We start from the raw sequence: 24,515 nt of genomic DNA on the forward strand, positions 1-24,515 counted from the left end.
TTGGCGTTTGGAAGCCCAGCCTCTGCTGGGCTTTTTGTTTGGTGCATTTATCAGACGGTGCTGGCCGCCGCGACCCTGCGCTTGCTCATCAGGCCGTAGTAGCTGGCTGCCGGAAACAGCAGTCCCACCACCCAGGCCAGGTCGATGCCCTGCAGCGAGGCAGCGACCGGCTCGACGTAGAGGGAGGTGTTCATGAACGGAATCTCCAGCGCGATGGTGGCGAGGAACACACCCACCGCGATCCAGTTCACCCGGCCATAGATCCCGGACGGGTTGAAGATATCGGCAATCTGGTAAACCCCTTTACGCAGCGCGTAGTAATCCACCAGGTTGATCGCCGTCCAGGGGATCAGGAAGTAACTCTTGACCTCTTCCCCCCATCTCGATCTTCAATCGCCGCCGTAGACGGGAAGGAGGGGAGTTCCTGCTTCACTGAGCACAGCCTCAGGCTACTTGAGCCATTGGTCTTACACGCTCTCCACTGGCTAGCACCGTGAGTCCCACGGCTCGTATGTTCTTGGCGGCATTGGTATCGCGGTCATGCTCTTCACCACACACTGGGCATATCCAACTGCGAGTGGAGAGCGCGAGTTTTTGCAGTACATGGCCACAGCCCGAGCAGGTCTTGCTGCTCGGATACCACTGATCGATCTTGACCAGCTGGCGCCCTGCCCAGGCACCTTTGTAGTCGAGCTGGCGCACCAGTTCGCCCCACCCCGCGTCGGCGATGGACTTCGCAAGCCTGCGGTTCTTGATCATGTTTTTCACGTTCAGCGACTCGACACAGATCACTTGGTTTTCGTTGATCAATCTGCGCGACACCTGGTGAAGGCTGTCCCGGCGAGTATCTGCAATTTTTGCGTGAAGCCTGGCCACCTTGCGTTTGGCTTTGAGGCGGTTGGCCGAACCCAGTTTCTTTTTCGCCAATCTGCGCTGCAGCAGGGCCAGCCTGGCGGCGTATTTGGCCGTATGCCTGGGGTTAGGCTCCTTCACCCCGTTGCAACGCGTGAAGAGGTCGGCGAGGCCCAGATCGATACCGACCATGAACGGTGAGACGGGAAGCTTTTCAGGCTCAAACTCACACAGGCACGAGACAAAGTAGCGACCCGCGCAATCCCTGGAGACAGTGACTGTTGATGGGGCACTGGGAAGTTCGCGGCTCCAGCGCACATGCAGCGGCAATTTACTCTTGGCCAGGAACAGCTGGCCGCACACGTATCTAAAAGCACTTCGGGTGAATTCAGCAGACTGCCGATGGTGCTTTTTTTTGAACGAAGGATAACCCGCCCGCTTTTCGAAGAAATTGGAGAATGCGCTCTGTTGATGACGCAACACCTGCTGCAGCGGCACACTAGATACTTCGTTGAGCCAGGCCTTCTCGGGGTCTCTCTTGAGCCGAGTGAGCGCCGCATTGGCCTCTTTAAAGCCAATGCGCACCTTATCCTCAGCGTAAGCCTTGGAGCGGAAATCGAGGATATGGTTGTAGACGAAACGCACGCAGCCAAAGGTTTTCTCCAGCAGTAGCCTCTGCTCTGCAGTGGGGTAAAACCTGAATTTATAGGCGCGTTTGCTCATCGGCCGATGATGCCGTAATACTGTATATCTGAACAGTCATTTCGGCTGCCCCGCGCTCCTTTCCTCCTCCACCTGAAGGAGGGGAGTTCCCGGAGCCATTTGGATGAAGAAGCTGAAGCTGAAGAAGAACTGGATGAAGTCATCCTGGGCCAAGGGGGCACAACGCCGTCGCCTGGGCACAGATGACCAGCATCAAGCTGGCGTGAAACACGGGGGTGACCTTCAGCGCCGCGAACGGCTCGATCACCGTCACCGTAGGCATGAATGCGCCATACAGGTTGAACACGTTGATCGCAATCTGCCCATCGAGCACGAACGCCGCCGCCAGCAAGGTCCCGTTACCGAGTACGCCAAGCAGGTGCAGGCCGGCGTTGTCGGAAAAGCCGGCGACGGCCTTGGCCCGCAACGCGCCCAGCAGCATCTAACTGCTGCCGACGACCGTGCCGGCGTAGCTGTACTAGAACACCTGCCGCTTGCTGAATACATTGATACCAAGCGTATCACCTGGACGTTTCAGCCACCCTTGCGCGATACCATCGCGGTCAGGGCAGCCCTTGCCTCATCGCTGTTGAGCCTTTCGATGAACAACAGGCCTTCCTTGGCCACCGTTGCGGCCAACGCTTCGCGCTGCCCATCCTTGAGCAGACGCCTGCTGATGCGCAGGGCATCGGCCGGCAGTTGCTGCAGGCGCCGCGCCAGCTTGACGGCGGCGGCCAGGCATTGCGTGCCATCGTCGAACAGTTCGCTCGCCAGGCCCCACTGCACGGCCTGTTCGCCATTCAGCGCCTGGTTGCACAGCAACAGCTGCGCCGCCCGCACATGCCCGAGCATCTGTGGCAGCAACAGGCTTGCGCCAAACTCCGGGCACACCCCCAGCGCCACGAACGGGGTGCGCAGTTTGGCGTCACGGCTGATCAGAACCTGGTCGCAATGCAGCAACAGCGTGGTGCCGATGCCGATCGCAGGCCCGGCCACCGCGGCGATCAGCGGTTTGTCCAGCGCCAGTACCGCCCACATCATGCGGAACACCGGGCTTTGCAGGTCGGTCGGGGGCTGGTCGAGAAAGTCCGGCAAGTCGTTGCCGGCGGTGAAGCACTCGGTGCTGCCGGTGATCAGGATCACCTCGACCTGCGGGTCGTCGTTGGCCGCTTCGAACAGCTCCGCCAGCCGCGTGTACATGGCGTTGGTCAGGGCGTTGAGTTTGTCCGCACGGCTCAGGCGCAGGGTCAGCAGGCCTTCATCGAGCTGCTGGTGGATCAGGTCGGTCATGGGCGGTGCCTCTGTTGTTGTTATCGTGCCCGAGTATAAACAGGGTATCGCGACCGAGGCGAGTTGCTATACAGTCGTTCAACTGTGCGATCCACGAGAGCCCCCCATGACCCAGGAAGCCCGCTTCAGCCGCATGCTGCCCGAACTGCGCAAGGCCAATCTGGTCGAGGCCACCCTGGCCTGCCTGAAGCGCCATGGCTTCCAGGGCGCCTCGATCCGCAAGATCTCCGCCGAAGCCGGCGTTTCGGTAGGCCTGATCAGCCACCACTATTCGGGCAAGGACGAGCTGGTCGCCGAAGCCTACATGGCGGTCACCGGCCGGGTCATGCAACTGCTGCGCGAGGCCATGGCCCAGGTCGCGCCCAATGCCCGCGAACGGCTGTCGGCGTTCTTCCGGGGCTCGTTCAGCGCCGAGCTGCTCGACCCGCAGCTGCTCGATGCCTGGCTGGCGTTCTGGGGCGCGGTGAAGACTGCCGAGGCGATCAACCAGGTGCACGACCATTCCTACGGCGAGTACCGCCGCGAGCTGCGCACGCTGCTGGCGGAGCTGGCGCGGGAGGAGGGCTGGGAGCGCTTCGATGCCGACCTTGCCGCCATCAGCCTCAGCGCCTTGCTCGATGGCCTGTGGCTGGAGTCCGGGTTGAACCCGGGCACCTTCACCCCGGCCCAGGGCGTGCAGATCTGCGAGGCCTGGGTCGATGGCCTGCAGGCCGGCGGTCGGCAACGCTTCACCTCGGCCACCGAGGGCTGTTGATCGACCGTTCAGCAATCGCTAGTCTTGGCCCACTCTAATAAAAAAATCGCCTTCGGGCGCTTCAGGACTACCCGCAATGACCTCTCAGGTACTGATCGTCGACGACGATCCGCTGATTCGTGACTTGCTCCAGGCCTACCTGTCCCAGGAAGGCTATACCGTCCACTGCGCCGCCACCGCGGAGCAGGCCGAAACGCTGCTGAGCGAGCAGCCGGTGGAACTGGTGATGCTCGACATTCGCCTGCCCGGCAAGGACGGCCTGACCCTGACCCGCGAGCTGCGGGTGCGCTCGGAAGTGGGGATCATCCTGATCACCGGGCGCAACGACGAGATCGACCGCATCGTCGGCCTGGAATGCGGCGCCGACGACTACGTCAGCAAACCACCCAACCCCCGCGAACTGGTGTCCCGCGCCAAGAACCTGATCCGTCGCGTGCGCCACGCCCAGGGTGCCCGGCCGGCCTGTGTGGCCACTGCCACCCTCAAGCAGTTCGGCGACTGGTCGCTGGACTGCGACCGCCGCCGGCTGATCGATGCGCAAGGCGGCGAAACCCTGTTGACCCACGGCGAGTTCCAGCTGCTCAGCGTGTTCCTGCGCAACAGCGGCCATACCCTGAGCCGCGACCAGCTGATGGACCAGATCCGCAACCGTGAGTGGGTACCCAACGACCGCTCCATCGACGTGCTGGTCGGCCGCCTGCGGCGCAAGCTGCACGACGACCCCGCCGAGCCCGAGCTGATCATCACCATCCACGGCGCCGGCTACCTGTTCACCGCCAGCGTGGCCGCGTGAGCCAGTACCTGTTCGGCCTGCTGATGCTGCTGGCCAGCGGTGCGCTGCAGGCCGCCGAGACCGTGCGCTACTGCGATTACCCGGTGTACCCACCGGTGTCCTGGAGCGATGGCAAGCAGCCGCGCGGGCTGGCGCCGACGGTGGTGCGCAAGCTGTTCGGGCGGCTGGGCTACCAGGTCGAGATGGTCGTGCTGGGCAACTGGCAACGCTGCCTGCTCGATGCTGCCGAAGGGCGGGTGGATGTGGTGCTGGCCTACACCTCGGAGCAGCGCGCCAAGACGATGCGCTTCTCGCAGGTGCCGGTGCTGCGCGAGGAGGTGGCGGTGTTCGCCAATCGCCAGCACCCGCTGCAGTTCGACAAGCTCGAAGACCTGGCCAGGTACCGTGGCGGGCTGCTGTTCGGCGAAAGCTACGGCCCGGCGTTCGACCGCTTCGTCGCGCAGCACCAGAACATCGAGTGGGTATCGGACAGCGGGCAGAACTTCGGCAAGCTGATTCGCGGGCGTATCGACTTCGTGGTCCAGGAGCGGCGCACCGGCCAGCTGTTCGTCGAGCACCTGCCCGGCGCCCGGGACATCGTCGCGCTGCCCCCGGCCCTGAGTGTCGACTACCTGCGCGTGGCAGTGTCGCGCCACTCGCCGTTGAGCGCACGCATGGCCGACATCGACGCGCAACTGCAGCAGATGACCGACGCCGGCGAGCTGGAGCGCTGGCTGCATGAAAGCGAGGTCACCTACCGCGACATGGTCAGCCAGCCATGAACCGCCTGCAACCGGGTGGCCTGTTGCGCCGGCTGCTGCTGTTCATCCTGCTGTTCAGCCTGTGCTTCACGGTGCTGGCCAGCAGCGTGCAGCTGTATTTTGAATACCGCCGCGAGATGCGCGAGATCGATGCGCGCATGGCGCTGATCCGCGCCGGCTACCTGGCCAGCCTGGAGCGCAGCCTGTGGGACCTCAACCAGGAGCAGCTGAACGTGCAGTTGCGCGGGCTGGTGGACTTTTCCGATGTGGCGCGGGTACGCCTGAACAGCGCCGACTTCACCTTGCAGCAAGGTGAGCCGAACCCGCAGGGGCCGCTGCGGGTCGAGCGTTTTGCGCTGGACTACCAGCCGCCGTCGGGGTCGGCGCGGCACCTGGGCGAACTGGAAGTGAGCACGGACCTGGGCGCGGTGCACCGCCGGCTGTTCGCCACCGGCCTGACCAGCCTGCTGTGGATGAGCGTGTTCCTCTGCGGCCTGGCGCTGGCACTGTCGGGGTTGTTCTATCGCCTGGTGACCCGCCACCTGCAGGTCATGGCCGACTTCGCCCGGCGCATCGGTGCCGGGCAATGGCACGAACCGCTGCGCCTGAACAAGCGCCGCTCGCCCCATACCGACGAGATCGACAGCGTGGCACTGGCACTCGACGACATGCGCCGGGCGATCCTCAGCGACAGCGAACGCCGCGAAACCGACCGCCTGGCCTTGCAGGACAAGCGTGACGAACTGCAGAGGCAGGTCGAGCGGCGCACGGCGAGCCTGATGCGCGCCAAGGACGATGCCGAAGCGGCCAACCTGGCCAAGTCGCGCTTCCTCGCTACCATGAGCCATGAATTGCGCACGCCGCTCAACGGCATTCTCGGCATGGCCGAACTGCTGCGTGGCGCCGGGCTCGCAGCGCCGGACCGCCTGCGCCTGGAGGCGTTGTACAAGGCTGGCGAGGGGCTGCTGAGCATCCTCAACGAGGTGCTGTATTTCGCCCGCCTGGAAGAGGGCGAAAGCCGGCCCGAGTCCGTGCCGTTCTCCCTGCGCCAGTTGTGCGCCGAAGTGGTGACCCTGCTCGAACCCCGCGCGCTGGCCAACGACAGCCTGGTGCTGTGCCGCATCGACCCGCAGTTGGCCGAGTACCAGCACGGCGCCGAGCAGTACCTGCGCCAGGTGCTGAGCAACCTGCTGGCCAACGCCATCAAGTTCACCGAGGGCGGCGAGATCCTCGTCGAAGTGCAGGTGTTGCAGCAACCACCCGGCCGGCAACACCTGCGCCTGAGCGTCACCGACGACGGTATCGGCATCTGCGAGGCGATGCAGCCGAAGATCTTCGACCGTTTCGTCCAGGCCAGTGAGGCGGTCGCACGGCGCTATGGCGGCACCGGCCTGGGGCTGGCGATCAGCAAGCACCTGGTCGAGCAGATGGGCGGGCAAATTGGCGTGCGCAGCCGCGAGGGGGAGGGCAGCTGCTTCTGGCTAGAGCTGGAACTGGAAACGGCGCAGGCGCCCCAGGCCATGGCCGAGGCCAACCGTGCCACGGCGCCGCTGCAGATTCTGGTGGTGGAAGACGTAGCCTTGAACCGTGAGGTGGTGCGCGGGCTGCTGGAGCGTGACGGGCATGAAGTCTGGCTGGCCGAAGATGCCGAGCAGGGTTTGCAGCTGTGTGCTCAGCGACGCTTCGACCTGCTGCTGCTGGATGTGCACCTGCCGGGCATCAGTGGCGTGGAGCTGTGCCGACAGCTACGTGCCGGAGTAACGCCCAACCGTGATACGCGCATCCTCGCGCTGACCGCCAGCGTGCAGCCGGGGCTGGTGCGTGCCTACCTGGATGCCGGCATGCAGGGGGTGCTGGGCAAGCCGCTGAAACTTGCCAACCTGCGCCAGGCGCTGGCGGGGCAGTGTCAGGAGGCAGCGCCGGCCACGTCCGCCTGGCTTGACCACGAGTTGCTGACCACGCACCGCACGCTGCTTGGCGAGCAGAAACTGCAAGGTCTGCTGGCTGGCTTGCGAGACGGTCTGGCGCAACAGCGCCGGGCCTTGCTCGAGGCGGTCGAGGCGGGGGACTGTACTGAGGTGACCCACCTGGCCCATCGACTGGCCGGCAGCAGCGACTCCATGGGCCTGTGCGGCCTGGCGGCGACCTTGCGCCAGCTTGAAGAGCATGGGCTGGCCCGTGACAAGGCAGGCGTGCGGGCCATGGGCCCATTGCTGGGCGAGCAGTTGCAGCGTGCCGAAAACACCCTGGCCGAACTGCTGCTCGCCTGAACGACAAAATCCTTACGACTTTTTACATCTTTGATCTTTACGATCAACCGGGCCTTACATCGCTTTCCAATAATCGTACGCAACCGCTGCACAAGCGGTCTTCGAAGCTTATTGGAGATAATAATAATGAAAGGCCGTAAAGCTGAAGGTATCCACCTCACACGGGCATTGAAAAGCCGGCACATCTTCATGCTCTCGCTCGGTGGCGTGATCGGCACCGGGCTGTTCATGGGCTCGGGGGTGACCATCAACCAGGGCGGGCCGGTGGGCGCGATCCTGGCGTACCTGGTCGCCGGTTTCCTGATGTACCTGGTGATGGTCTGCCTGGGTGAACTGTCGGTACAGATGCCGGTGTCCGGTTCGTTCCAGGCCCATGCGACAAAATTCATCGGCCCGGCCACCGGCTTCATGATCGGCTGGGTGTACTGGATGAGCTGGGCCACCACCGTGGGCCTGGAGTTCACCGCCGCCGGCATGCTGATGACGCGCTGGTTCCCGGAGGTGCCGATCTGGTACTGGTCGGCGCTGTTCGTGGCGGTGCTGTTCGGCATCAACGCCCTGGCCACCCGTGCCTTCGGTGAAGCGGAATACTGGTTCTCCGGGATCAAGGTGGCGGCGATCCTCGGCTTCATCATCGTCGGTGTGTTGGTGATCTTCGGCGGTATTACGCTGAACAGCGGGGCGCCGGCGCCGATGATGACCAACCTGATCGGCGATTCGCTGTTCCCCAATGGCCTGTCGGCGGTGTTCGCGGTGATGATGACCGTGGTCTATGCCTTCCAGGGCTGCGAGATCATGGGCGTGGCGGCGGGTGAAACCGACCAGCCGGAAAAGAGCATCCCGCGGGCCGTGCGCAACGTGGTGTTCCGCGTGCTGATCTTCTACGTGCTGGCGATCGTGGTGCTGTCGGCGATCGTGCCGTGGCAGCAGGCCGGGCTGATGGAGAGCCCGTTCGTGCAGGTGTTCGACATGGTCGGCATTCCTTACGCCGCAGACCTGATGAACTTCGTGATCCTCACTGCGATTCTGTCGGTGGGCAACTCCGGGCTATATGCCTCCACCCGCATACTCTGGGCGATGTCCAAGACCGGCATGGCGCCGCGCAGCCTGTCGCCACTGAGCAGCCGCGGCGTGCCACTGCGCGCACTGTTCGTCACCCTGTGCTTTGCGCTGGTGTCGCTGCTGACCAGTTTTGTCGCCGCCGACACCTTGTTCATGGTGCTGATGGCAGTGAGCGGCATGGCCGGCACGGTGACCTGGATCGTCATCGCCCTGGCGCAGTACCGCTTCCGCAAGCAGTTCCTGCGTGACGGCGGCCAGCTGAGCGACCTCAAGTACCGCGCGCCGCTGTACCCGCTGGTGCCATTGCTGTGCATCACCCTGTGCAGTTCGCTGTTTGTGTTCCTGGCGCTGGATGAGACGCAGCGGCCTTCGCTGTACTGGGGCTTTGGCTTCATTACGTTGTGCTATGCGGCGTACTTCCTGGTGCAGCGCAAGCGTCAGGGTGTGGGGTTGGAGCCGGAAATGCCGGCAGCCTGAGTAATCGCTAGTGGCCGCCTTGCGCGGAACCTGTAGGAGCGGCCTTGTGTCGCGAAAGGGCTGCGAAGCAGCCCCAGCGATTCCAGCCTTTTCGCTGAGATCCTGGGGCCGCTTTGCGGCCCTTTCGCGACACAAGGCCGCTCCTACAAGTGCGCGGTTCCAATGGGAGCCAGCGGTTGTGGGCAGTTGTACAAAGTTGTAACAGCGCTGGCCCGCAAGCTTCTTGAAGTCCAGATAAATCCTTATAAAACAACACCATAATCGTTACCTGATGACGTTACAGCGACATCACCCCGCCAATTGCCTCCTTACTGAACACTCGTTTAGCATGAGCCTCACCTCTCACAGCAATCACAATAATCCGAGGCCCGTCATGACCGCTCCGTCGTCCCTACTCACCCAGGTTGAAGCCGGCGTTGCCTGGATCACCCTGAACCGCCCCGAGCAGCGCAACGCGCTGGATATCCCCACCCTGAAGCAGCTGCACGCCACCCTCAAGGCCTACAACACCGACCCCGCCGTGCGCGTGGTGGTGCTGACCGGCACCGGCCGCAGCTTCTGCGCCGGCGCCGACCTTGCCGAATGGGCCGAGGCCGAAGCCTGTGGCGCACTGGAAACCTACGGCTGGACCGAAACCGCCCACGCCCTGATGCACTGCCTGCACACCCTGGACAAGCCCACCATCGCCGCCATCAACGGCACCGCCGTCGGCGGCGGCATGGACCTGTCGCTGTGCTGCGACCTGCGCCTGGCCGCCCATTCGGCCCGCTTCAAGGCCGGCTACACCAGCATGGCCTACTCGCCGGATGCCGGCGCCAGCTGGCACCTGCCTCGGCTGATCGGCAGCGAGCAAGCCAAGCGCCTGCTGTTCCTCGACGAGCTGTGGGGCGCCGAACGCGCCCTGGCGGCCGGCCTGGTCGGTGAAGTGGTCGCCGACGACCAGCTGCCCGCCGCCACCGCCGAACTGGCGGCACGGCTGGCCCAGGGGCCGACCTTCGCTTACGCCCAGACCAAGCGCCTGATACGCGAGGGCGCCTCGCGCAGCCTGGCCGAGCAGCTGACTGCGGAACTGGCTGCCGGCCTGCTTTGCGGGCGCAGCGCCGACGGCGCCGAGGCCTTGCGCGCAGCCATGGAAAAACGCGCACCACGCTTCAGCGGCAAATAAGCACTCACTCTTTCCCCGGTTACCCAGGAACAGGCCATGAATTTCCAACTGACCCAAGAACAAGAAATGTTGGTGGATGCCGTACGTAGCTTCGTCGCCAAGGAGCTGTTGCCCCATGAAGAAGCGGTGGACCGTGCCGACGAAGTGTCCCCGGAACTCGCCGCGCAGATCCGTGGCAAGGCCATCGCTGCCGGTTTCTATGCCTTCAACATGCCCGAGGAAGTCGGTGGCGGTGGCCTCGACTACCTGTCTCAGGCCCTGATCGAGCGCGAGCTGTCGAAGGTTTCCTGGGCGCTGCATGTGTTCGTCGCCCGGCCTTCGAAGATCCTCATGGCCTGCACCGGCCAGCAGGTCGAGGACTACCTGCTGCCGTGCATCCGTGGCGAGAAGACCGATTGCTTCGCCCTGACCGAACCGGGCGCCGGTTCCGACGCCAATTCGATCAAGACCCGCGCCGTGCGCGAAGGCGACGGCTTCGTGATCAATGGCAGCAAGCACTTCATCAGCCATGCCGGGCACGCCGACTTCGCCATCGTCTTCGCCGTCACCGACACCTACGAGCACAACGGCCGCAAGCGCAACGCCGTCACCGCCTTCCTGGTCGACCGCGGCACCCCGGGCATGACCATCCGTCGTGGCCCGAAATGCGTGAGCAACCGTGGCTACCACACTTACGAGCTGTTCTTTGACGACTGCAAGGTGCCGGCCGCCAAGGTGCTCGGTGAAGTCGGCAAGGGCTGGGACGTGGCCAACGCCTGGCTGACCGCAGGCCGGGTCATGGTCGCCGCCAACTGCGTCGGCCAGGCCCAGCGTGCGCTGGATGTTTCACTGCAATGGGCCGCCGACCGCAAGCAGTTCGGCCAGCCGATCGGCACCTACCAGGGCGTGTCGTTCAAGCTCGCCGACATGGCCACGCAGATCCGCGCTGCCGAACTGCTGACCCTGCACACCGCCTGGAAGATGGACCAGGGCAGCATGACCGACGGCGAGGCGGGCATGGCCAAGCTGTTTGCCAGCGAAGTGCTCGGCAAGGTCGCCGACGAAGCGGTGCAGATCTACGGCGGCATGGGCCTGATGGACGAGGGGCCGGTCGAACGCATCTGGCGCAACGCACGCATCGAGCGGATCTGGGAAGGCACCTCGGAGATCCAGCGGCACATCATCTCGCGCGAACTGCTGCGCCCACTGCTGCGCTGACCGGAGTCTCCCCATGTCGCAAGCCATTCGTGACAATCTCAAACGCCTGCTGGCCCCCCGGCACCTGGCATTTGTCGGCGGGCGCAGCATGGCCCGTGCGCTCAAGCGCTGTGCCGAAGGCGGCTACCCGGGCCAGATGTGGCTGGTCAACCCGCAGCAGGACAGCATCGACGGCGTGCCCTGCGTGCGCAGCGTGGCCGAGCTGCCCTGCGCGCCGGACGCGGTGTTCATCGCCACCAACCGCGAACTGACCCTGACCTGCGTTGCCGAACTCGCCGCCAAAGGCGCGGGCGGGGCGATCTGCTATGCCTCGGGCTTCGCCGAAAGCGGCGCCGAGGGCCAGGCGCTGCAACAGCAGCTGCTCGACGCCGCCGGCAACATGGCATTGCTCGGGCCCAACTGCTACGGCCTGCTCGACTACCTGCACAGTGCCGCCCTGTGGCCCGTGGCCCACGGTGGCAAGGCGGTAGAGAAGGGCGTGGCGGTGCTGACCCAGAGCGGCAACTTCGCCTACAACCTGTCGATGAGCGACCGCTCACTGCCGGTGGCTTACATGGCCTCGGTCGGCAACCAGGCGCAACTGGGCATCGCCGAACTGATGGACGTGCTGCTCGATGAACCCCGGGTCACCGCCATCGGCCTGCACCTGGAAGGCCTGAAGAACGTGCCGGGCTTCGCCCGTGCCGCGCACAAGGCGCTGGAGAAGGGCATCCCGATCGTTGCGCTGAAGACCGGCGTGTCGCAGATTGGCGCCGAGCTGGCGCTGAGCCACACCAGTTCGCTGTCAGGCTCCGATGCCCTGTACGACAGCCTGTTCGAGCGCCTGGGGGTGATCCGCGTCAGCGGCCCCGTGAGTTTCGTCGAAACCCTCAAGGCCGCCGCCTGCGGCAACCTGCCCAAAGGCCCCAGCCTGATCGCACTGGCCTGCTCGGGCGGCGATGCCGGGCTGATCGCCGACTACAGCGAAAGCAACCAGCTGAGCCTGCCGGCCCTGGACGCCAGCCAGGTCGAAGAACTGGCCCAGGTGCTGCCGGCCTACGCCAACCTGGTCAACCCGCTGGACTTCACCACGGCGATCTGGGGCGACGGCCCGGCCAAGGCGCGCATGCTCGACAGCGCCCTGCGCAGCGGCGCCGACGCGGCGATGCTGGTGCTCGATTACCCCGCCGAGTTCACCGGCGAGCGCAAGGAATGCGACCTGCTGCTGGAGCTGTACTGCGCGGCGCTCAAGCGTCATGGCAAGACCGGTTTCGTCACCTCGGCGTTCCCCGAACTGCTGCCAGCCAGCGCCCGTGAGCGCCTGCACGCGGCCGGGGTGCCGGCGCTGCAAGGCGTGGAGGATGGCCTGGCGGCCTGGGGCCGGGTTGCCCGTTACGCGCAGCAGCGCCCAGCCTTGCTGGCGCTGGGCGAGTCGGCGCTGGTGCCGCTGTGCCCGCAGCCGCTGGCCGGTGACAGCCGCCTGCTCAACGAGTGGGATTCCAAGCAGGCCCTGCGCGGCTTCGGCCTACCCATTCCGAATGGCGTGCTGAGCAGCCCGCAGCACGCTCTGGCCGATGCCGGCCAGGTGGGTTTCCCGCTGGTGCTCAAGGCCGTCAGCGCGCAGTTGCCGCACAAGACCGAGGCCGGCGCGGTGGCGCTGAACCTGGCCGACGTGGCCGCCCTCAGCCGCGCCCTTGAACAGATGCGCACGCGCATCGCCGCTTACGCGCCGGGCGTCGCCTTCGACCAGGTGTTGCTCGAACCCATGGCCGACGCGCCACTGGCCGAGCTGATCGTCGGCATCAAGCGCGAGGCAGACTTCGGCCTGGCGCTGGTGATCGGTGCCGGTGGCGTCCTCGTCGAGCTGCTCAAGGACAGCAACAGCCTGCTGCTGCCGACCACCGACGGCGCCATCCGCAAGGCCGTGCTCGGCCTGCGCAGCGCGGCCTTGCTGCAGGGCTTCCGTGGCAAGCCGGCGGCCGACCTGGATGCACTGGTCGCCGCCATCCGCGCGGTGGCCGACTACGCCTGCGAAAACGCCAGCCAGCTGCTGGAGCTGGATGTGAACCCATTGATGGTCGGTGCCAATGGCACCACGGCGGTCGATGCCTTGATCCGCCTCGGCCAGGTGTAAGGACATGAACATGACAAAACCCACACTCACGGGCGGCCAGGCGCTGGTGCGCCTGCTGGCCAACTACGGCGTCGACACCGTCTTCGGCATCCCCGGCGTGCACACCCTGGAGCTGTACCGCGGCCTGCCCGGCAGCGGCATTCGCCATGTGCTCACCCGGCACGAGCAGGGCGCCGGCTTCATGGCCGACGGCTATGCCCGGGTCAGCGGCAAGCCGGGCGTCTGCTTTGTCATCACCGGCCCTGGCGTGACCAACGCGGCCACCGCCATCGGCCAGGCCTACGCCGACTCGATTCCGCTGCTGGTGATTTCCAGCGTCAATCACACCGCCAGCCTGGGCAAAGGCTGGGGCTGCCTGCACGAGACCCAGGACCAGCGCGCCATGACCGCGCCGATCACCGCCTTCTCGGCCGTGGCGCTGAAGGCCGAAGACCTGCCGGAGCTGATCGCCCGCGCCTATGCCGTGTTCGACAGCGAACGCCCGCGCCCGGTGCATATCTCGGTGCCGCTGGACGTACTGGCCGCGCCGGTGGCGCGGGACTGGAGCAATGAAGTGGTACGCCGCCCCGGTCGCGGCCCGGCTAGCCTCGACAGCCTGCAACAGGCGGCGGCCAGACTGGCAGCAGCGAAGCGCCCGATGATCATCGCTGGCGGTGGCGCCCTGCAGGCGGGCGCCGAGCTGCAGCAGCTGAGCACACGCCTGGCTGCGCCACTGTTCACCAGCGTCGCTGGCAAGGGCCTGGCGCCGCTGGACTCGCCGCTCAATGCCGGCTCTACGCTGTGCGTGGAGCCGGGCTGGGCGCTGATCGCCGAGGCCGACGTGGTGCTGGCGGTCGGCACCGAAATGGCCGACACCGACTTCTGGCGCGAGCGCCTGCCACTGACCGGCGAGCTGCTGCGGGTCGATATCGACCCGCGCAAGTTCAACGACTTCTACCCCTGCGCGCTGGCATTGCACGGCGATGCCCGGCAGACCCTTGCGGGGCTGCTCGAACAGTTGCCGGACGGCGTGCGCGATGCAGCCCGGGCCAGCGCGGCAGTGGCCCGCCTGCGGGGTGCGGTGCAGGCGAACCACGGCCCTCTGCAGGCGATCCACCAGGCGATCCTGCAGCGGGTCGCGGCCGAGCTGCCAGAAAACGCCTTCATCAGCACCGACATGACCCAGCTGGCCTACACCGGTAACTATGTGTTCAGCAGCCGGGCGCCGCGCAGCTGGCTGCACCCGACCGGCTACGGCACCCTCGGCTACGGCCTGCCGGCCGGTATCGGCGCCATGTTCGCCACGGCCGACCGCCCGGGCCTGGTGCTGGTGGGTGACGGTGGTTTCCTCTACACCGCGCAGGAGCTGGCGACCGCGGTCGAGGAGTTGGACCGCCCGCTGGTGGTGCTGCTGTGGAACAACGACGCGCTGGGGCAGATCCGCGACGACATGCTCGACCTGGACATCGAGCCCATCGGCGTACTGCCGCGCAACCCGGACTTCGCCGGCCTGGCCCGTGCCTTCGGTTGCACGGTCGCGCAGCCGCAGAGCCTCGACGAACTGCAACGCGACCTGCGCGGCGGCTTTGCCCGCAACGGCGTGACCCTGATCGAGCTCAAGCACGCCTGCGCGCGCTGAGCCCACCCCGCACAACAGGACAACCAGCCATGCGATTTTCCTCATTGACCCAACGGATCGCCGGTGACGGCGCCGCCGCCTGGGAGATCCACTACCGCGCCCTGGCCATGCTTGAAGAAGGCCGCGACGTACTGCTGCTGTCGGTCGGCGACCCGGACTTCGACACCCCAGCGCCGATCGTCCAGGCGGCCGTGGCCAGCCTCGAAGCCGGCAACACCCATTACGCCGATGTGCGCGGCAAGCGCAGCCTGCGCGAGGCCATCGCCCGTCGCCACCAGCAACGCAGCGGCCAGGCGGTCACCGCCGAGCAGGTGACGGTGCTGGCGGGGGCGCAGTGCGCGCTGTTCTGCGTCGCCCAATGCGTGCTGGAGGCAGGCGATGAAGTGATCGTCGCCGAACCGATGTATGTCACCTACGAAGCGGTGTTCGGTGCCTGCGGTGCCAAGGTGGTGCCGGTGCCGGTGCGCCCGGAGCATGGCTTCCGCGTGCAGCCGGAGGACGTCGCCGCACGGATCACCCCGCGCACCCGTGCCCTGGCGCTGAACAGCCCGCACAACCCCTCCGGCGCCAGCCTGCCGCGCAGCACCTGGGAGGCCCTGGCCGAACTGTGCATCGCCCATGACCTGTGGCTGATCAGCGACGAGGTGTACAGCGAGCTGCTGTTCGAAGGCGAGCACATCAGCCCCGCCAGCCTGCCGGGCATGGCCGAGCGCACGGCGACGCTGAACAGCCTGTCCAAGTCCCATGCCATGACCGGTTGGCGAGTCGGCTGGGTGGTCGGTTCGCCAGCGCTGTCCGGGCACCTGGAAAACCTGGCGCTGTGCATGCTCTACGGCTCGCCGGACTTCATTCAGGATGCCGCAGTGGCTGCGCTGGAGCAGCCCTTGCCGGAACTGGACGGCATGCGCGAAGCCTACCGCCAGCGCCGCGACCTGGTGTGCGAGCGGCTGGCGAATTGCCCGGGCTTGCGGGCACTCAAGCCCGATGGCGGCATGTTCGTGATGGTCGATATCCGCGAGACCGGGCTCAGCGCACAAGCTTTCGCCGACCGTCTGCTCGACCAGCATGGGGTGTCGGTGCTGGCCGGTGAAGCGTTCGGCCCGAGTGCGGCCGGGCATATCCGCCTGGGCCTGGTGCTCGGCGCTGAACCCCTCGGTGAAGCCTGCCGCCGCATTGCCCTGTGCGCCAGCGAACTGATGGAGGCGCAACGCGATGCGTGAATACAGCCGTCTGTTCATCGATGGCCGCTGGCAGCAACCAGCGGGGCAGGGCATGGCGGAGGTGATCGACCCGGCCAGCGAGGCGGTGGCCGGCAAGGTACCGTTGGGTAACGAAGAGGATGTGGAACGCGCCGTCAGCGCGGCACGCAGGGCCTTTGCCGACTGGTCGCGCACGGCGTCCAGCGTACGCGCCGGGTTCATTCGCGCCCTGGCCGAACAGCTCAAGGCGCGGGCCGACGAGATGGCCGCGGTGATTACCAACGAGTTGGGCATGCCGGTGCAATGGTGCCGCTCGGTGCAGGTCGATGGGCCCATTGTCGGTCTGGAACAGTACATCGAGCTGGCCGGCAAGATGGACGAGGTGCGCGAAGTCGGTAACTCGCTGGTGTACCGCGAGGCGGTGGGCGTGTGCGCGTTCATCAACCCCTGGAACTACCCGCTGCATCAACTGATCGGCAAGCTGGCACCGGCCTTGGCTGCGGGCTGCACGGTGGTAGTCAAGCCGAGCCAGGAAACCCCGCTGCATGCCTTCCTGCTGGCGGAAATGATCGAGGCCATCGGGCTGCCGGCCGGGGTGTTCAACCTGGTCAGCGGGCCGGGGGCGAAGGTCGGTGAGGCGTTGGCGCGGCACCCGCTGGTGGACATGGTCTCGTTCACCGGGTCCACCGGGGCGGGGGTGCGGGTTGCCCAGGCGGCAGCGCCGTCGGTGAAGCGGGTGTGCCTGGAGCTGGGTGGCAAATCGCCGTTCCTGATCACCGCCGACGCCCCGTTGGAAGCTGCGGTACGCCATGGCGTGCAGGACGTGATGATCAACTCGGGGCAGACCTGCACGGCACTGACGCGTATGCTGCTGCCGGCCTCGCGCTATGTCGAAGCCGTGGAGATCGCCGTGGACGAGGCCCGCAGCCTGGTCATGGGCGATCCACAGGACCCGCGCAGTTTCCTCGGGCCGATGTGCTCGGCCGGGCAACGGCGCACGGTGCAGGAATACATCCGAGTGGGGCATGAAGAGGGCGCGCGGCTGGTGTGTGGCGGGGAGACGGCTCCGGGCTTCGAGCGCGGGTTCTATGTGCCGCCGACGATTTTCGCCGACGTCGACAACCGCATGCGCATTGCCCAGGAGGAAATCTTCGGGCCGGTGCTGTGCCTGATTCCCTACGCCGACGAGGCCGAAGGCATTGCCCTGGCCAACGACTCGCCGTTCGGGCTGTCCAGCGCGGTGTGGGCTGGTAGTCGCGACCAGGCGCTGCAGTTGGGCCGCCAGTTGCGTGCGGGGCAGTGCTTCGTCAATGGCGGGGCATTCAACTACCAGGCACCGTTCGGCGGCTATAAGCAGTCGGGCAATGGCCGCGAGTGGGGGGAGGAGGGCCTGCACGAGTTCGTCGAGGTGAAGGCCATGCAGCTCTGAAGCCTTGACACGGTCCCCTGTAGGAGCGGCCTTGTGTCGCGAAAGGGGTGCGAAGCGCCCCCAGGATCTCAGCTTCGCCGCATGAATTGCCGGGGCCGCGCTGCGGCCCTTTCGCGACGCAAGGCCGCTCCTACAGGGACCGCGTTCAGGCCGTGTGAGTGTGTTCCCTGGGCGTATCGAACGCCACGAACAACTGGTCCGCTGTAATCGCCCCCAGGTCCAGGCGCATGTTCTGCTCCAGCATCGCGAACAGCCGGGTGAACACCTCGTACACCTTGCAGTGGTCTTCAAGCCCGGCAAACGGGTTGTCGATCTTCTCGGCAATCAGCGAGCTTTCCTGCACCGCGTCATACACCTCGCGCAAGGTGATCTCCTGCGGCGCGCGGGCCAGGGTCACGCCGCCCTGGGCGCCGCGATAGGAGGTCAGGATATTGGCTTTGACCATCTGCGATACCATCGAGCGCACGCGGGTCGGGTGCACCTTTACCCATTTGGCGATGGTCTCGGTGCGCAATTTCTGCGGGGCATTAGCCGCCACGAACGAAAGGATGTACGAGGCGGTGATGAGTCGGGTCGACTGGCTCATGGGGCAAAAGCTCCCTGCGAAAACGTCAATGGTACACCAGTGAAAATGCCCGGTATCGGGCGCTGGAAATCAGCTTGTCCTGCCGCTAATGTATTTGTTACGGTAACAATTACAAATTGTAAACAGCTTCTACGCAATCCGCTTTGACCGAACAACAATTTCTTGCGGTTCAACAGGGGCAAATGCCATGAGCGATAACAACAAGAACAATCCTCACGCCATCCTCGACGGCAGCCTGCCGCGCCGGGATTTCCTCAAGTACAGCGCGGCCGCCGCGGCCATCGCCGGGGCGTTTTCCCTCGGCCTGCCGCTGGCTGGCCATGCCGAGGAGGCCACGCCAAAGCCGGGCGGCACCTTGCGCCTGGGCCTGGCCGGGGGCAGCACCACCGACTCCAAGGACCCAGGCTCGTGGGTCGATACCTTCACCTTCATCGGCTTCTCGGCGGTGTACAACACCCTCACCGAAATTTCCGTGGAAGGCACTGCCATCCCTGAGCTGGCCGAGCGCTGGGAATCGAGCCCCGACGCCAAGGTCTGGACTTTCACCCTGCGCCAGGGCGTGACCTTCCACAACGGCAAGACCCTCAACGCTGACGACGTGGTGGCCTCGATCCAGCACCACCTGGGCGACAAGTCCACCTCTGCAGCCAAGACCGTATTGGGCGATGTCGCCAAGGTGAGCGCCAGCGCCCCCGACACCGTAGTGTTCGAGCTGCACTCGGGCAATGCCGACTTCGCCTACGTGGTCGCCGACTACCACCTGGTGATCATGCCCGCCAAGGACGGCCTGGCCGACTGGCAGGCCGGCGTCGGCACCGGCGGCTACCGCATCAAGGGCTTCGAGCCGGGCGTGCGCATGGACCTGGAGCGCAGCCCGGACTACTGGAAGCCGGGCAGGGCGCATTTCGCCAGCGCCGAGCTGATCGCCATCGCCGACGGCGCCGCACGGGTCAACGCCTTGGTCACCGGCAAGGTCGATGTGATCAACAAGGTCGACCTCAAGACCGTGGCCTTGCTCAAGCGCAACCCGAAGCTGGTGATCGAGGAAACCAAGGGCGCCCAGCACTACACCTTCCCGATGCTGACCGACAGCGAGCAGTTCCGCGACAACAACGTGCGCCTGGCCCTCAAGCACGCGATCAACCGCGAGACCTTGCTGGCCTCGGTGCTTTACGGCTACGGCCAGGTCGGCAACGACCACCCGCTGCAGCCGGCCAACCGCTTCATCAACCCGGCGCTGGAACAGCGCGTCTACGACCCGGACAAGGCCCGCTTCTACTTGCGCCAGGCCGGCATGGACAGCCTCAAGGTGCGCCTGCAGGCCTCCGATGCCGCCTACAGCGGCGCAGTGGATGCCTCGGTCCTGTTCAAGGAGCAGGCGCGCCAGGCCGGCATCGACATCGACGTTGTGCGCGAACCGGCCGATGGGTTCTTCACCAATGTCTGGATGAAACAGCCGTTCACCACCTCGTTCTGGTACTCCAGCCTCACCGCCGACCGCATGTTCAGCATCGGCTACGCCAAGGGTGCGGCGTGGAACGAGACACACTGGGACAACCCGCGCTTCAACCAGCTGCTCAACGCCGCCCGTGGCGAGATGAACGAGCCGCTGCGCCGCGAGATGTACAACGAAATGCAGGCGCTGTGCCGCGATGATGGCGGGGCGATCGTGCCGCTGTTCGCAAGCTCCGTCGCAGCCCGTTCCAGCCGCGTGGCCCATGGTCCGCTCACCGCGCCCTACGGCGAGCTGGATGGCCTGCGGGTGATCGAGCGCTGGTGGCAGGCCTGAGCCGCTGACGTTACGCAAGGCTGAACCCTTGACCCGCAACCCCGCATCCAGACGAGGAGTGGTACGGTGAACAATCTTGGCAAACTGCTTGTGCAGCGGCTGGCCCTGGGCCTGTTGTCGCTGTTTGCGGTCTCGGTGGTGATCTTCCTGGCAGTCAGCCTGCTGCCAGGCGACATCGCCCAGGCCATGCTCGGCCAGTCGGCCACCCCGGAAACCGTGGCGGCCCTGCGCGCCCAGCTGGGGCTGGACCTGTCGCCGGTGCAGCGTTTCGTGCAGTGGGCGTGGCGCCTGGTGCACGGTGACCTGGGCGTGTCGCTGGCCAACCAGCGGCCGATCATCGAGCTGGTCGGCGCACGGCTGGGCAATACCTTCAGCCTGGCCCTGCTGGCGGCGCTGTTCTCGGTGCCGACGGCATTGCTGCTGGGCATGCTCGCGGCGTTGTACCGCAACAGCTGGTTCGACCGCCTGCTCAATACCGGCGCCTTGAGCGCCGTGTCGTTCCCCGAGTTCTTCGTGGCCTACCTGCTGATCCTGGTGTTCGCGGTGAAGCTCGAATGGCTGCCGGGCATCTCCAGCCAGCCTGCGGATGCCTCGCTGGGTGAGGTGCTGGAAGTCTCGGTGCTGCCGGTGGCGACCCTGAGCCTGGTGGTGATCGCGCAGATGATGCGCATGACCCGCGCCTCGCTGATCAACCTGCTCGCCAGCCCCTACATCGAGATGGCACGGCTCAAGGGCGTGTCGCCGGCGCGCGTGATCTTCAGGCATGCCTTGCCCAATGCCCTGGCGCCGATCGTCAACGTGGTGGCGCTGAACCTGGCGTACCTGGTGGTAGGCGTGGTGGTGGTGGAGGTGGTGTTCGTCTACCCGGGGCTCGGCCAGTTGCTGGTGGATTCGGTGGCCAAGCGCGACATCCCGGTGGTGCAGGCCTGCAGCCTGATCTTCGCCGGCACCTACATCCTGCTCAATACCGGCGCCGACGTGCTGTCGATTGCCAGCAACCCACGCCTGATGCATCCGAAGGGGTAGACCATGAGCCTGTTCACACCTGTGCTGCGCGCGCCCCTGAGCGCCAAGTTCGGCCTGCTGGTGATTGTTGCCTACACCGTGGTGGCGCTGTTTGCACCGCTGCTGGCGCCTTACGGCGAAACCCAGGTGGTCGGAGAGGGCTTCGCGCCTTGGAGCCCGCAGTTCCTGCTGGGCACCGACAACCTTGGCCGCGATACCTTCAGCCGCCTGCTGTTCGGCGCCCGCAACACCCTCGGCATCGCCTTCATGACCACCAGCCTGGCCTTTCTGCTGGGCGGCCTGTGCGGGCTGGTCGCGGCCATCAAGGGTGGCTGGATCGACCAGGGCCTGTCGCGCCTGGTGGACATCCTGATGGCCATCCCGCAACTGATCTTCGCCTTGCTGATCCTCAGCGTGGTCGGCACCACGGCCACCTCGCTGGTGCTGGTGATCGCCCTGCTCGACGCCACGCGGGTGTTCCGCCTGTCGCGGGCGGTGGCCATGAACGTGGTGGTGCAGGACTTTGTCGAGGCCGCACGGCTACGCGGTGAAGGTCTGTGGTGGCTGGTCACCCGCGAAGTACTGCCCAATGCCGCAGCGCCGCTGATTGCCGAATTCGGCCTGCGCTTCTGCTTCGTCTTCCTGTTCATCAGCGCCTTGTCGTTCCTCGGCCTCGGCATCCAGCCGCCGACCGCCGACTGGGGCAGCATGGTGCGCGACAACGCGGTGCTGATCACCTTCGGTGACATCAGCCCGCTGCTGCCGGCACTGGCGGTGGCGTTGATCACGGTGAGCGTGAACTTTGTCGTCGACTGGGTGCTGCACCTGTCCAGCGGCCTGAAGGAGTGCTGAGCATGAACCCTGATACCTTGCTGGAAATCCGTGGCCTGCGCATTGAAGGCCAGCATGACGACGCCTGGCACCCGCTGATCAAGGGCATCGACCTGACACTCAAGCGCGGCGAGGTGCTGGGCCTGATTGGTGAGTCCGGGGCCGGCAAATCCACCCTGGGCCTGGCCGCGATGGGCTACGTGCGCGACGGCTGCCGCATCACCGGCGGCAGCGTGTGCTTCGATGGCATTCAGCTGCTCGAGTGCAGCGCCGAAACCCTGCGCAAGTTGCGCGGCCTGCGCATCGCCTATGTGGCGCAGAGCGCTGCCGCCTCGTTCAACCCGGCACACCGGCTGATCGACCAGCACGTGGAAACGGCCGTGACCAACGGCGGCATCGACCGCGCCAAGGCCGAGGCCGAGGCGGTGGAGCTGTACCGCATCCTGCGCCTGCCAGACCCCGAGCACATCGGCCAGCGTTACCCGCACCAGCTGTCCGGCGGCCAGCTGCAGCGGGTGATGACTGCCATGGCCATGGCCTGCCACCCGGACCTGATCATCTTCGACGAACCGACCACGGCGCTGGACGTCACCACCCAGATCGAGGTGCTGGCGGCGATCCGCGACGCAGTGAAGACCTTCGGCAGCGCCGCGCTTTACATCAGCCATGACCTGGCGGTGGTGGCGCAGATGGCCGACCGCATCATGGTGCTGCGCCACGGCAGCCTGGTGGAGGAGGCGCAGACCCGCCACATGCTCAGCGCCCCGCAGCAGGCCTACACCCAGTCGCTGTGGGCGGTGCGCAACTTCCACACCACGGCCAAGGCCCGCCCGGGAAATGAAAAACCCTTGCTGGAAGTGCGCAACGCCGATGCCCGTTATGGCCAGCAGCCGGTGCTGCACGATGTTTCGCTGAAGCTCTATCGCGGCCAGACCCTGGCGGTGATCGGCGAGTCGGGCAGTGGCAAGAGCACCACCGCGCGCCTGATCAGCGGCCTGCTGCCGCCGACCTCGGGCCAGGTGCTGTATGACGGCGAAGCCTTGCCGGCCGACTACCGCCAGCGCAGCAAGGAGCAGCTGCGGCGCATCCAGATGATCTACCAGATCCCCGACACCGCGCTCAACCCACGCCAGCGCATCATCGACATCATCGGCCGGCCGCTGAGCTTTTACCTGGGGCTCAAGGGCAAGGCGCTGCGCGAGCGGGTCGCCGACCTGCTGCGGATGATCGACCTGGAGCCGGCCAAGTACATGGACCGCCTGCCACGCGAGCTGTCGGGCGGGCAGAAGCAGCGGATCTGCATCGCCCGTGCCTTGGCCGCCGAACCCCAGCTGATCATCTGCGACGAAGTGACCTCGGCCCTCGACCAGCTGGTGGCCGAGGGTGTGCTGAAACTGCTCGACCGCATCCAGCGCGAGCTGGGCGTGGCCTACCTGTTCATCACCCACGACGTGGCCACCGTGCGCGCCATCGCTGACGAGGTGCTGGTGATGCAGCGCGGGCGGGTGGTCGACCAGGGCAGCCGCGAAGCGATCTTCCAGCCTCCGCACCGTGATTACACCGGGCTGCTGTTCTCCTGCGAGCCCGAGATGGACCCCGACTGGCTCGACCGCCTGCTGGCGGCGCGCAACTCCAATACCCCTTTGGCTACTGTTTGAGGATTGCCCATGAAAGTCTTGATCGTTCACGCTCACCCAGAGCCTCAGTCCTTCACCGCCGCATTGCGCGACCAGGCGGCACAGACCTTCCAAGCCCAGGGCCATGAGGTGCAGGTCAGCGACCTGTACGCCATGGGCTGGAACCCGGTGGCCAGCGCCGATGACTTCAGCCACCGGGAAAACCCGGAGTACCTGGTGTATGCCCTGGAGCAGCGCCTGGGCGTGAAGAGCGGTTCCATCGCGCCGGACATCCAGCAGGAGCTGGACAAACTGCTGTGGGCCGACCTGCTGGTGCTGAACTTCCCGATCTTCTGGTTCTCGGCGCCGGCGATGCTCAAGGGCTGGATCGACCGGGTACTGGTGTCCGGGGTGTGCTACGGCGGCAAGCGTTTCTACGACCAGGGCGGCCTGGCCGGCAAGCGCGCGCTGGTGACGGTGACCCTGGGCGGGCGCGAGCACATGTTCGGCGAGGGGGCGATCCACGGGCCGCTGGAAGACATGCTGCGGCCGATCCTGCGCGGGACCCTGGCCTATGTCGGTTTCGAGGTGCTGGAGCCGTTTGTGGCCTGGCATGTGCCGTACATCAACGATGAGGCGCGCCAGGCGTTCCTGCGCAGTTACGAGCAACGCCTGCAGCACCTGTCGGATGACCTGCCGCTGAATTTCCCACGGCTGGACCAGTTCGATGAGGCGCTGTATCCGTTGCCGCGCTGATCTCCAATCCTGTAGGAGCGGCCTTGCGTCGCGAAAGGGCTGCGAAGCAGCCCCAGGATTTCAGCTTCGCCGCCGACATTGCCGGGGCCGCTTTGCGGCCCTTTCGCGACGCAAGGTCGCTCCTACAGGGGCCCGCGTGCAGCCGTTCTGTCAGGCCGAAGCCAGGCTCATCGTCTTGTGGGTGTCGATCAGGTGCTGCACCACGCCCGGGTCAGCCAGGGTCGAAATGTCCCCCAGTGCACCGTATTCCGCCGATGCAATCTTGCGCAGA

The 24,515-nt window shown here is 65.8% G+C and carries 21 protein-coding genes and 1 pseudogene; 16 read left to right on the top strand and 6 right to left on the bottom strand.

The features are described 5' to 3' along the window. Positions 1 to 50 precede the first annotated feature (50 nt). The 4 genes and pseudogenes from ACLEJU_RS19600 to ACLEJU_RS19615 all read right to left on the bottom strand — a co-directional run. Positions 51 to 362, bottom strand: a pseudogene (locus ACLEJU_RS19600) (cytosine permease); the annotation flags it as partial. An 82-nt stretch (positions 363 to 444) separates the two neighbouring features. Continuing rightward, entirely contained in the window at positions 445 to 1,575 is a 1,131-nt protein-coding gene (locus ACLEJU_RS19605) for an RNA-guided endonuclease InsQ/TnpB family protein (protein ID WP_435422815.1), read from the bottom strand. A 139-nt stretch (positions 1,576 to 1,714) separates the two neighbouring features. Next, positions 1,715 to 1,996 (bottom strand): hypothetical protein, encoded by a 282-nt coding sequence (locus ACLEJU_RS19610; protein WP_435422816.1) that lies wholly within the window; start codon positions 1,994 to 1,996, stop codon positions 1,715 to 1,717. Positions 1,997 to 2,088: 92 nt separating this feature from the next. Next, complete coding sequence (locus tag ACLEJU_RS19615) at positions 2,089 to 2,844, bottom strand: enoyl-CoA hydratase-related protein (protein WP_435422817.1); 756 nt, start codon at positions 2,842 to 2,844, stop codon at positions 2,089 to 2,091. A 106-nt stretch (positions 2,845 to 2,950) separates the two neighbouring features. Here ACLEJU_RS19615 and ACLEJU_RS19620 point away from each other — a divergent pair, with 106 nt between their 5' ends. From ACLEJU_RS19620 to ACLEJU_RS19670, 11 genes are all read left to right on the top strand, one after another. Continuing rightward, the gene (locus ACLEJU_RS19620; RefSeq protein WP_435422818.1) at positions 2,951 to 3,598 is read left to right on the top strand and encodes a TetR family transcriptional regulator C-terminal domain-containing protein; all 648 of its coding nucleotides are present in this window, start codon (positions 2,951 to 2,953) and stop codon (positions 3,596 to 3,598) included. A gap of 76 nt (positions 3,599 to 3,674) precedes the next feature. Further along, positions 3,675 to 4,391 carry a response regulator gene (locus ACLEJU_RS19625; RefSeq protein WP_435422819.1) on the top strand — a complete coding sequence of 239 codons (717 nt, stop codon included), beginning with the start codon at positions 3,675 to 3,677 and terminating at the stop codon, positions 4,389 to 4,391. 23 nt (positions 4,392 to 4,414) lie between these two features. Next, positions 4,415 to 5,152, top strand: coding sequence for a substrate-binding periplasmic protein (locus tag ACLEJU_RS19630; RefSeq protein WP_435422837.1), 738 nt, complete (start codon positions 4,415 to 4,417; stop codon positions 5,150 to 5,152). Beyond that, positions 5,149 to 7,401, top strand: a complete 2,253-nt coding sequence (locus ACLEJU_RS19635) for an ATP-binding protein (RefSeq protein WP_435422820.1) — start codon at positions 5,149 to 5,151, stop codon at positions 7,399 to 7,401. The genes ACLEJU_RS19630 and ACLEJU_RS19635 overlap by 4 nt, the downstream gene beginning before the upstream one ends. Positions 7,402 to 7,527: 126 nt before the next feature. Next, positions 7,528 to 8,940 (top strand): amino acid permease, encoded by a 1,413-nt coding sequence (locus ACLEJU_RS19640; protein WP_435422821.1) that lies wholly within the window; start codon positions 7,528 to 7,530, stop codon positions 8,938 to 8,940. A 373-nt stretch (positions 8,941 to 9,313) separates the two neighbouring features. Continuing rightward, on the top strand, positions 9,314 to 10,105 hold the full coding sequence (locus ACLEJU_RS19645; protein WP_435422822.1) for an enoyl-CoA hydratase/isomerase family protein: 792 nt from the start codon (positions 9,314 to 9,316) through the stop codon (positions 10,103 to 10,105). Between the two features lie 36 nt (positions 10,106 to 10,141). Further along, positions 10,142 to 11,302, top strand: coding sequence for an acyl-CoA dehydrogenase family protein (locus ACLEJU_RS19650; protein ID WP_435422823.1), 1,161 nt, complete (start codon positions 10,142 to 10,144; stop codon positions 11,300 to 11,302). 13 nt (positions 11,303 to 11,315) lie between these two features. Continuing rightward, a complete protein-coding gene (locus ACLEJU_RS19655) occupies positions 11,316 to 13,415 on the top strand; it encodes an acetate--CoA ligase family protein (RefSeq protein WP_435422824.1) in 2,100 nt (699 codons plus the stop codon). 10 nt (positions 13,416 to 13,425) lie between these two features. Continuing rightward, positions 13,426 to 15,033 (top strand): 5-guanidino-2-oxopentanoate decarboxylase, encoded by a 1,608-nt coding sequence (locus ACLEJU_RS19660; protein WP_435422825.1) that lies wholly within the window; start codon positions 13,426 to 13,428, stop codon positions 15,031 to 15,033. 29 nt (positions 15,034 to 15,062) lie between these two features. Beyond that, positions 15,063 to 16,253: a pyridoxal phosphate-dependent aminotransferase gene (locus ACLEJU_RS19665; RefSeq protein ID WP_435422826.1), complete on the top strand. Its 1,191-nt coding sequence runs from the start codon at positions 15,063 to 15,065 to the stop codon at positions 16,251 to 16,253. Next, entirely contained in the window at positions 16,246 to 17,661 is a 1,416-nt protein-coding gene (locus ACLEJU_RS19670) for an aldehyde dehydrogenase family protein (protein ID WP_435422827.1), read from the top strand. The genes ACLEJU_RS19665 and ACLEJU_RS19670 overlap by 8 nt, the downstream gene beginning before the upstream one ends. Positions 17,662 to 17,806: 145 nt before the next feature. Here ACLEJU_RS19670 and ACLEJU_RS19675 read toward each other — a convergent pair whose 3' ends face one another. Continuing rightward, the gene (locus ACLEJU_RS19675; protein WP_435422828.1) at positions 17,807 to 18,247 is read right to left on the bottom strand and encodes an RrF2 family transcriptional regulator; all 441 of its coding nucleotides are present in this window, start codon (positions 18,245 to 18,247) and stop codon (positions 17,807 to 17,809) included. Between the two features lie 187 nt (positions 18,248 to 18,434). Between ACLEJU_RS19675 and ACLEJU_RS19680 the strand changes: the two genes are divergently transcribed. From ACLEJU_RS19680 to ACLEJU_RS19700, 5 genes are all read left to right on the top strand, one after another. Next, complete coding sequence (locus ACLEJU_RS19680; protein WP_435422829.1) at positions 18,435 to 20,036, top strand: ABC transporter substrate-binding protein; 1,602 nt, start codon at positions 18,435 to 18,437, stop codon at positions 20,034 to 20,036. Positions 20,037 to 20,102: 66 nt separating this feature from the next. Continuing rightward, the gene (locus ACLEJU_RS19685; protein ID WP_435422830.1) at positions 20,103 to 21,062 is read left to right on the top strand and encodes an ABC transporter permease; all 960 of its coding nucleotides are present in this window, start codon (positions 20,103 to 20,105) and stop codon (positions 21,060 to 21,062) included. 3 nt (positions 21,063 to 21,065) lie between these two features. Continuing rightward, entirely contained in the window at positions 21,066 to 21,893 is an 828-nt protein-coding gene (locus tag ACLEJU_RS19690) for an ABC transporter permease (RefSeq protein ID WP_435422831.1), read from the top strand. Positions 21,894 to 21,895: 2 nt separating this feature from the next. Next, positions 21,896 to 23,530, top strand: a complete 1,635-nt coding sequence (locus ACLEJU_RS19695; protein ID WP_435422832.1) for an ABC transporter ATP-binding protein — start codon at positions 21,896 to 21,898, stop codon at positions 23,528 to 23,530. A gap of 9 nt (positions 23,531 to 23,539) precedes the next feature. Further along, positions 23,540 to 24,244 carry an NAD(P)H-dependent oxidoreductase gene (locus ACLEJU_RS19700; protein WP_435422833.1) on the top strand — a complete coding sequence of 235 codons (705 nt, stop codon included), beginning with the start codon at positions 23,540 to 23,542 and terminating at the stop codon, positions 24,242 to 24,244. A 150-nt stretch (positions 24,245 to 24,394) separates the two neighbouring features. Here ACLEJU_RS19700 and ACLEJU_RS19705 read toward each other — a convergent pair. Next, positions 24,395 to 24,515, bottom strand: a 121-nt coding sequence (locus tag ACLEJU_RS19705) for a hypothetical protein (protein ID WP_440776740.1), incomplete at its 5' end; no start/stop codon positions are given.

It is taken from the genome of Pseudomonas sp. SMN11 (genome assembly GCF_052041945.1).
GTDB lineage: Bacteria > Pseudomonadota > Gammaproteobacteria > Pseudomonadales > Pseudomonadaceae > Aquipseudomonas.

Coding starts and splice junctions, on each gene's coding strand:
- ACLEJU_RS19690 (WP_435422831.1), top strand. CDS start 21,066: ATGAGCCTGTTCACACCTGTGCTGCGCGCGCCCCTGAGCGCCAAGTTC.
- ACLEJU_RS19675 (WP_435422828.1), bottom strand. CDS start 18,247: ATGAGCCAGTCGACCCGACTCATCACCGCCTCGTACATCCTTTCGTTC.
- ACLEJU_RS19630 (WP_435422837.1), top strand. CDS start 4,415: ATGCTGCTGGCCAGCGGTGCGCTGCAGGCCGCCGAGACCGTGCGCTAC.
- ACLEJU_RS19660 (WP_435422825.1), top strand. CDS start 13,426: ATGACAAAACCCACACTCACGGGCGGCCAGGCGCTGGTGCGCCTGCTG.
- ACLEJU_RS19650 (WP_435422823.1), top strand. CDS start 10,142: ATGAATTTCCAACTGACCCAAGAACAAGAAATGTTGGTGGATGCCGTA.
- ACLEJU_RS19625 (WP_435422819.1), top strand. CDS start 3,675: ATGACCTCTCAGGTACTGATCGTCGACGACGATCCGCTGATTCGTGAC.
- ACLEJU_RS19645 (WP_435422822.1), top strand. CDS start 9,314: ATGACCGCTCCGTCGTCCCTACTCACCCAGGTTGAAGCCGGCGTTGCC.
- ACLEJU_RS19640 (WP_435422821.1), top strand. CDS start 7,528: ATGAAAGGCCGTAAAGCTGAAGGTATCCACCTCACACGGGCATTGAAA.
- ACLEJU_RS19635 (WP_435422820.1), top strand. CDS start 5,149: ATGAACCGCCTGCAACCGGGTGGCCTGTTGCGCCGGCTGCTGCTGTTC.
- ACLEJU_RS19670 (WP_435422827.1), top strand. CDS start 16,246: ATGCGTGAATACAGCCGTCTGTTCATCGATGGCCGCTGGCAGCAACCA.
- ACLEJU_RS19665 (WP_435422826.1), top strand. CDS start 15,063: ATGCGATTTTCCTCATTGACCCAACGGATCGCCGGTGACGGCGCCGCC.
- ACLEJU_RS19615 (WP_435422817.1), bottom strand. CDS start 2,844: ATGACCGACCTGATCCACCAGCAGCTCGATGAAGGCCTGCTGACCCTG.
- ACLEJU_RS19610 (WP_435422816.1), bottom strand. CDS start 1,996: ATGCTGCTGGGCGCGTTGCGGGCCAAGGCCGTCGCCGGCTTTTCCGAC.
- ACLEJU_RS19695 (WP_435422832.1), top strand. CDS start 21,896: ATGAACCCTGATACCTTGCTGGAAATCCGTGGCCTGCGCATTGAAGGC.
- ACLEJU_RS19605 (WP_435422815.1), bottom strand. CDS start 1,575: ATGAGCAAACGCGCCTATAAATTCAGGTTTTACCCCACTGCAGAGCAG.
- ACLEJU_RS19700 (WP_435422833.1), top strand. CDS start 23,540: ATGAAAGTCTTGATCGTTCACGCTCACCCAGAGCCTCAGTCCTTCACC.
- ACLEJU_RS19620 (WP_435422818.1), top strand. CDS start 2,951: ATGACCCAGGAAGCCCGCTTCAGCCGCATGCTGCCCGAACTGCGCAAG.
- ACLEJU_RS19655 (WP_435422824.1), top strand. CDS start 11,316: ATGTCGCAAGCCATTCGTGACAATCTCAAACGCCTGCTGGCCCCCCGG.
- ACLEJU_RS19680 (WP_435422829.1), top strand. CDS start 18,435: ATGAGCGATAACAACAAGAACAATCCTCACGCCATCCTCGACGGCAGC.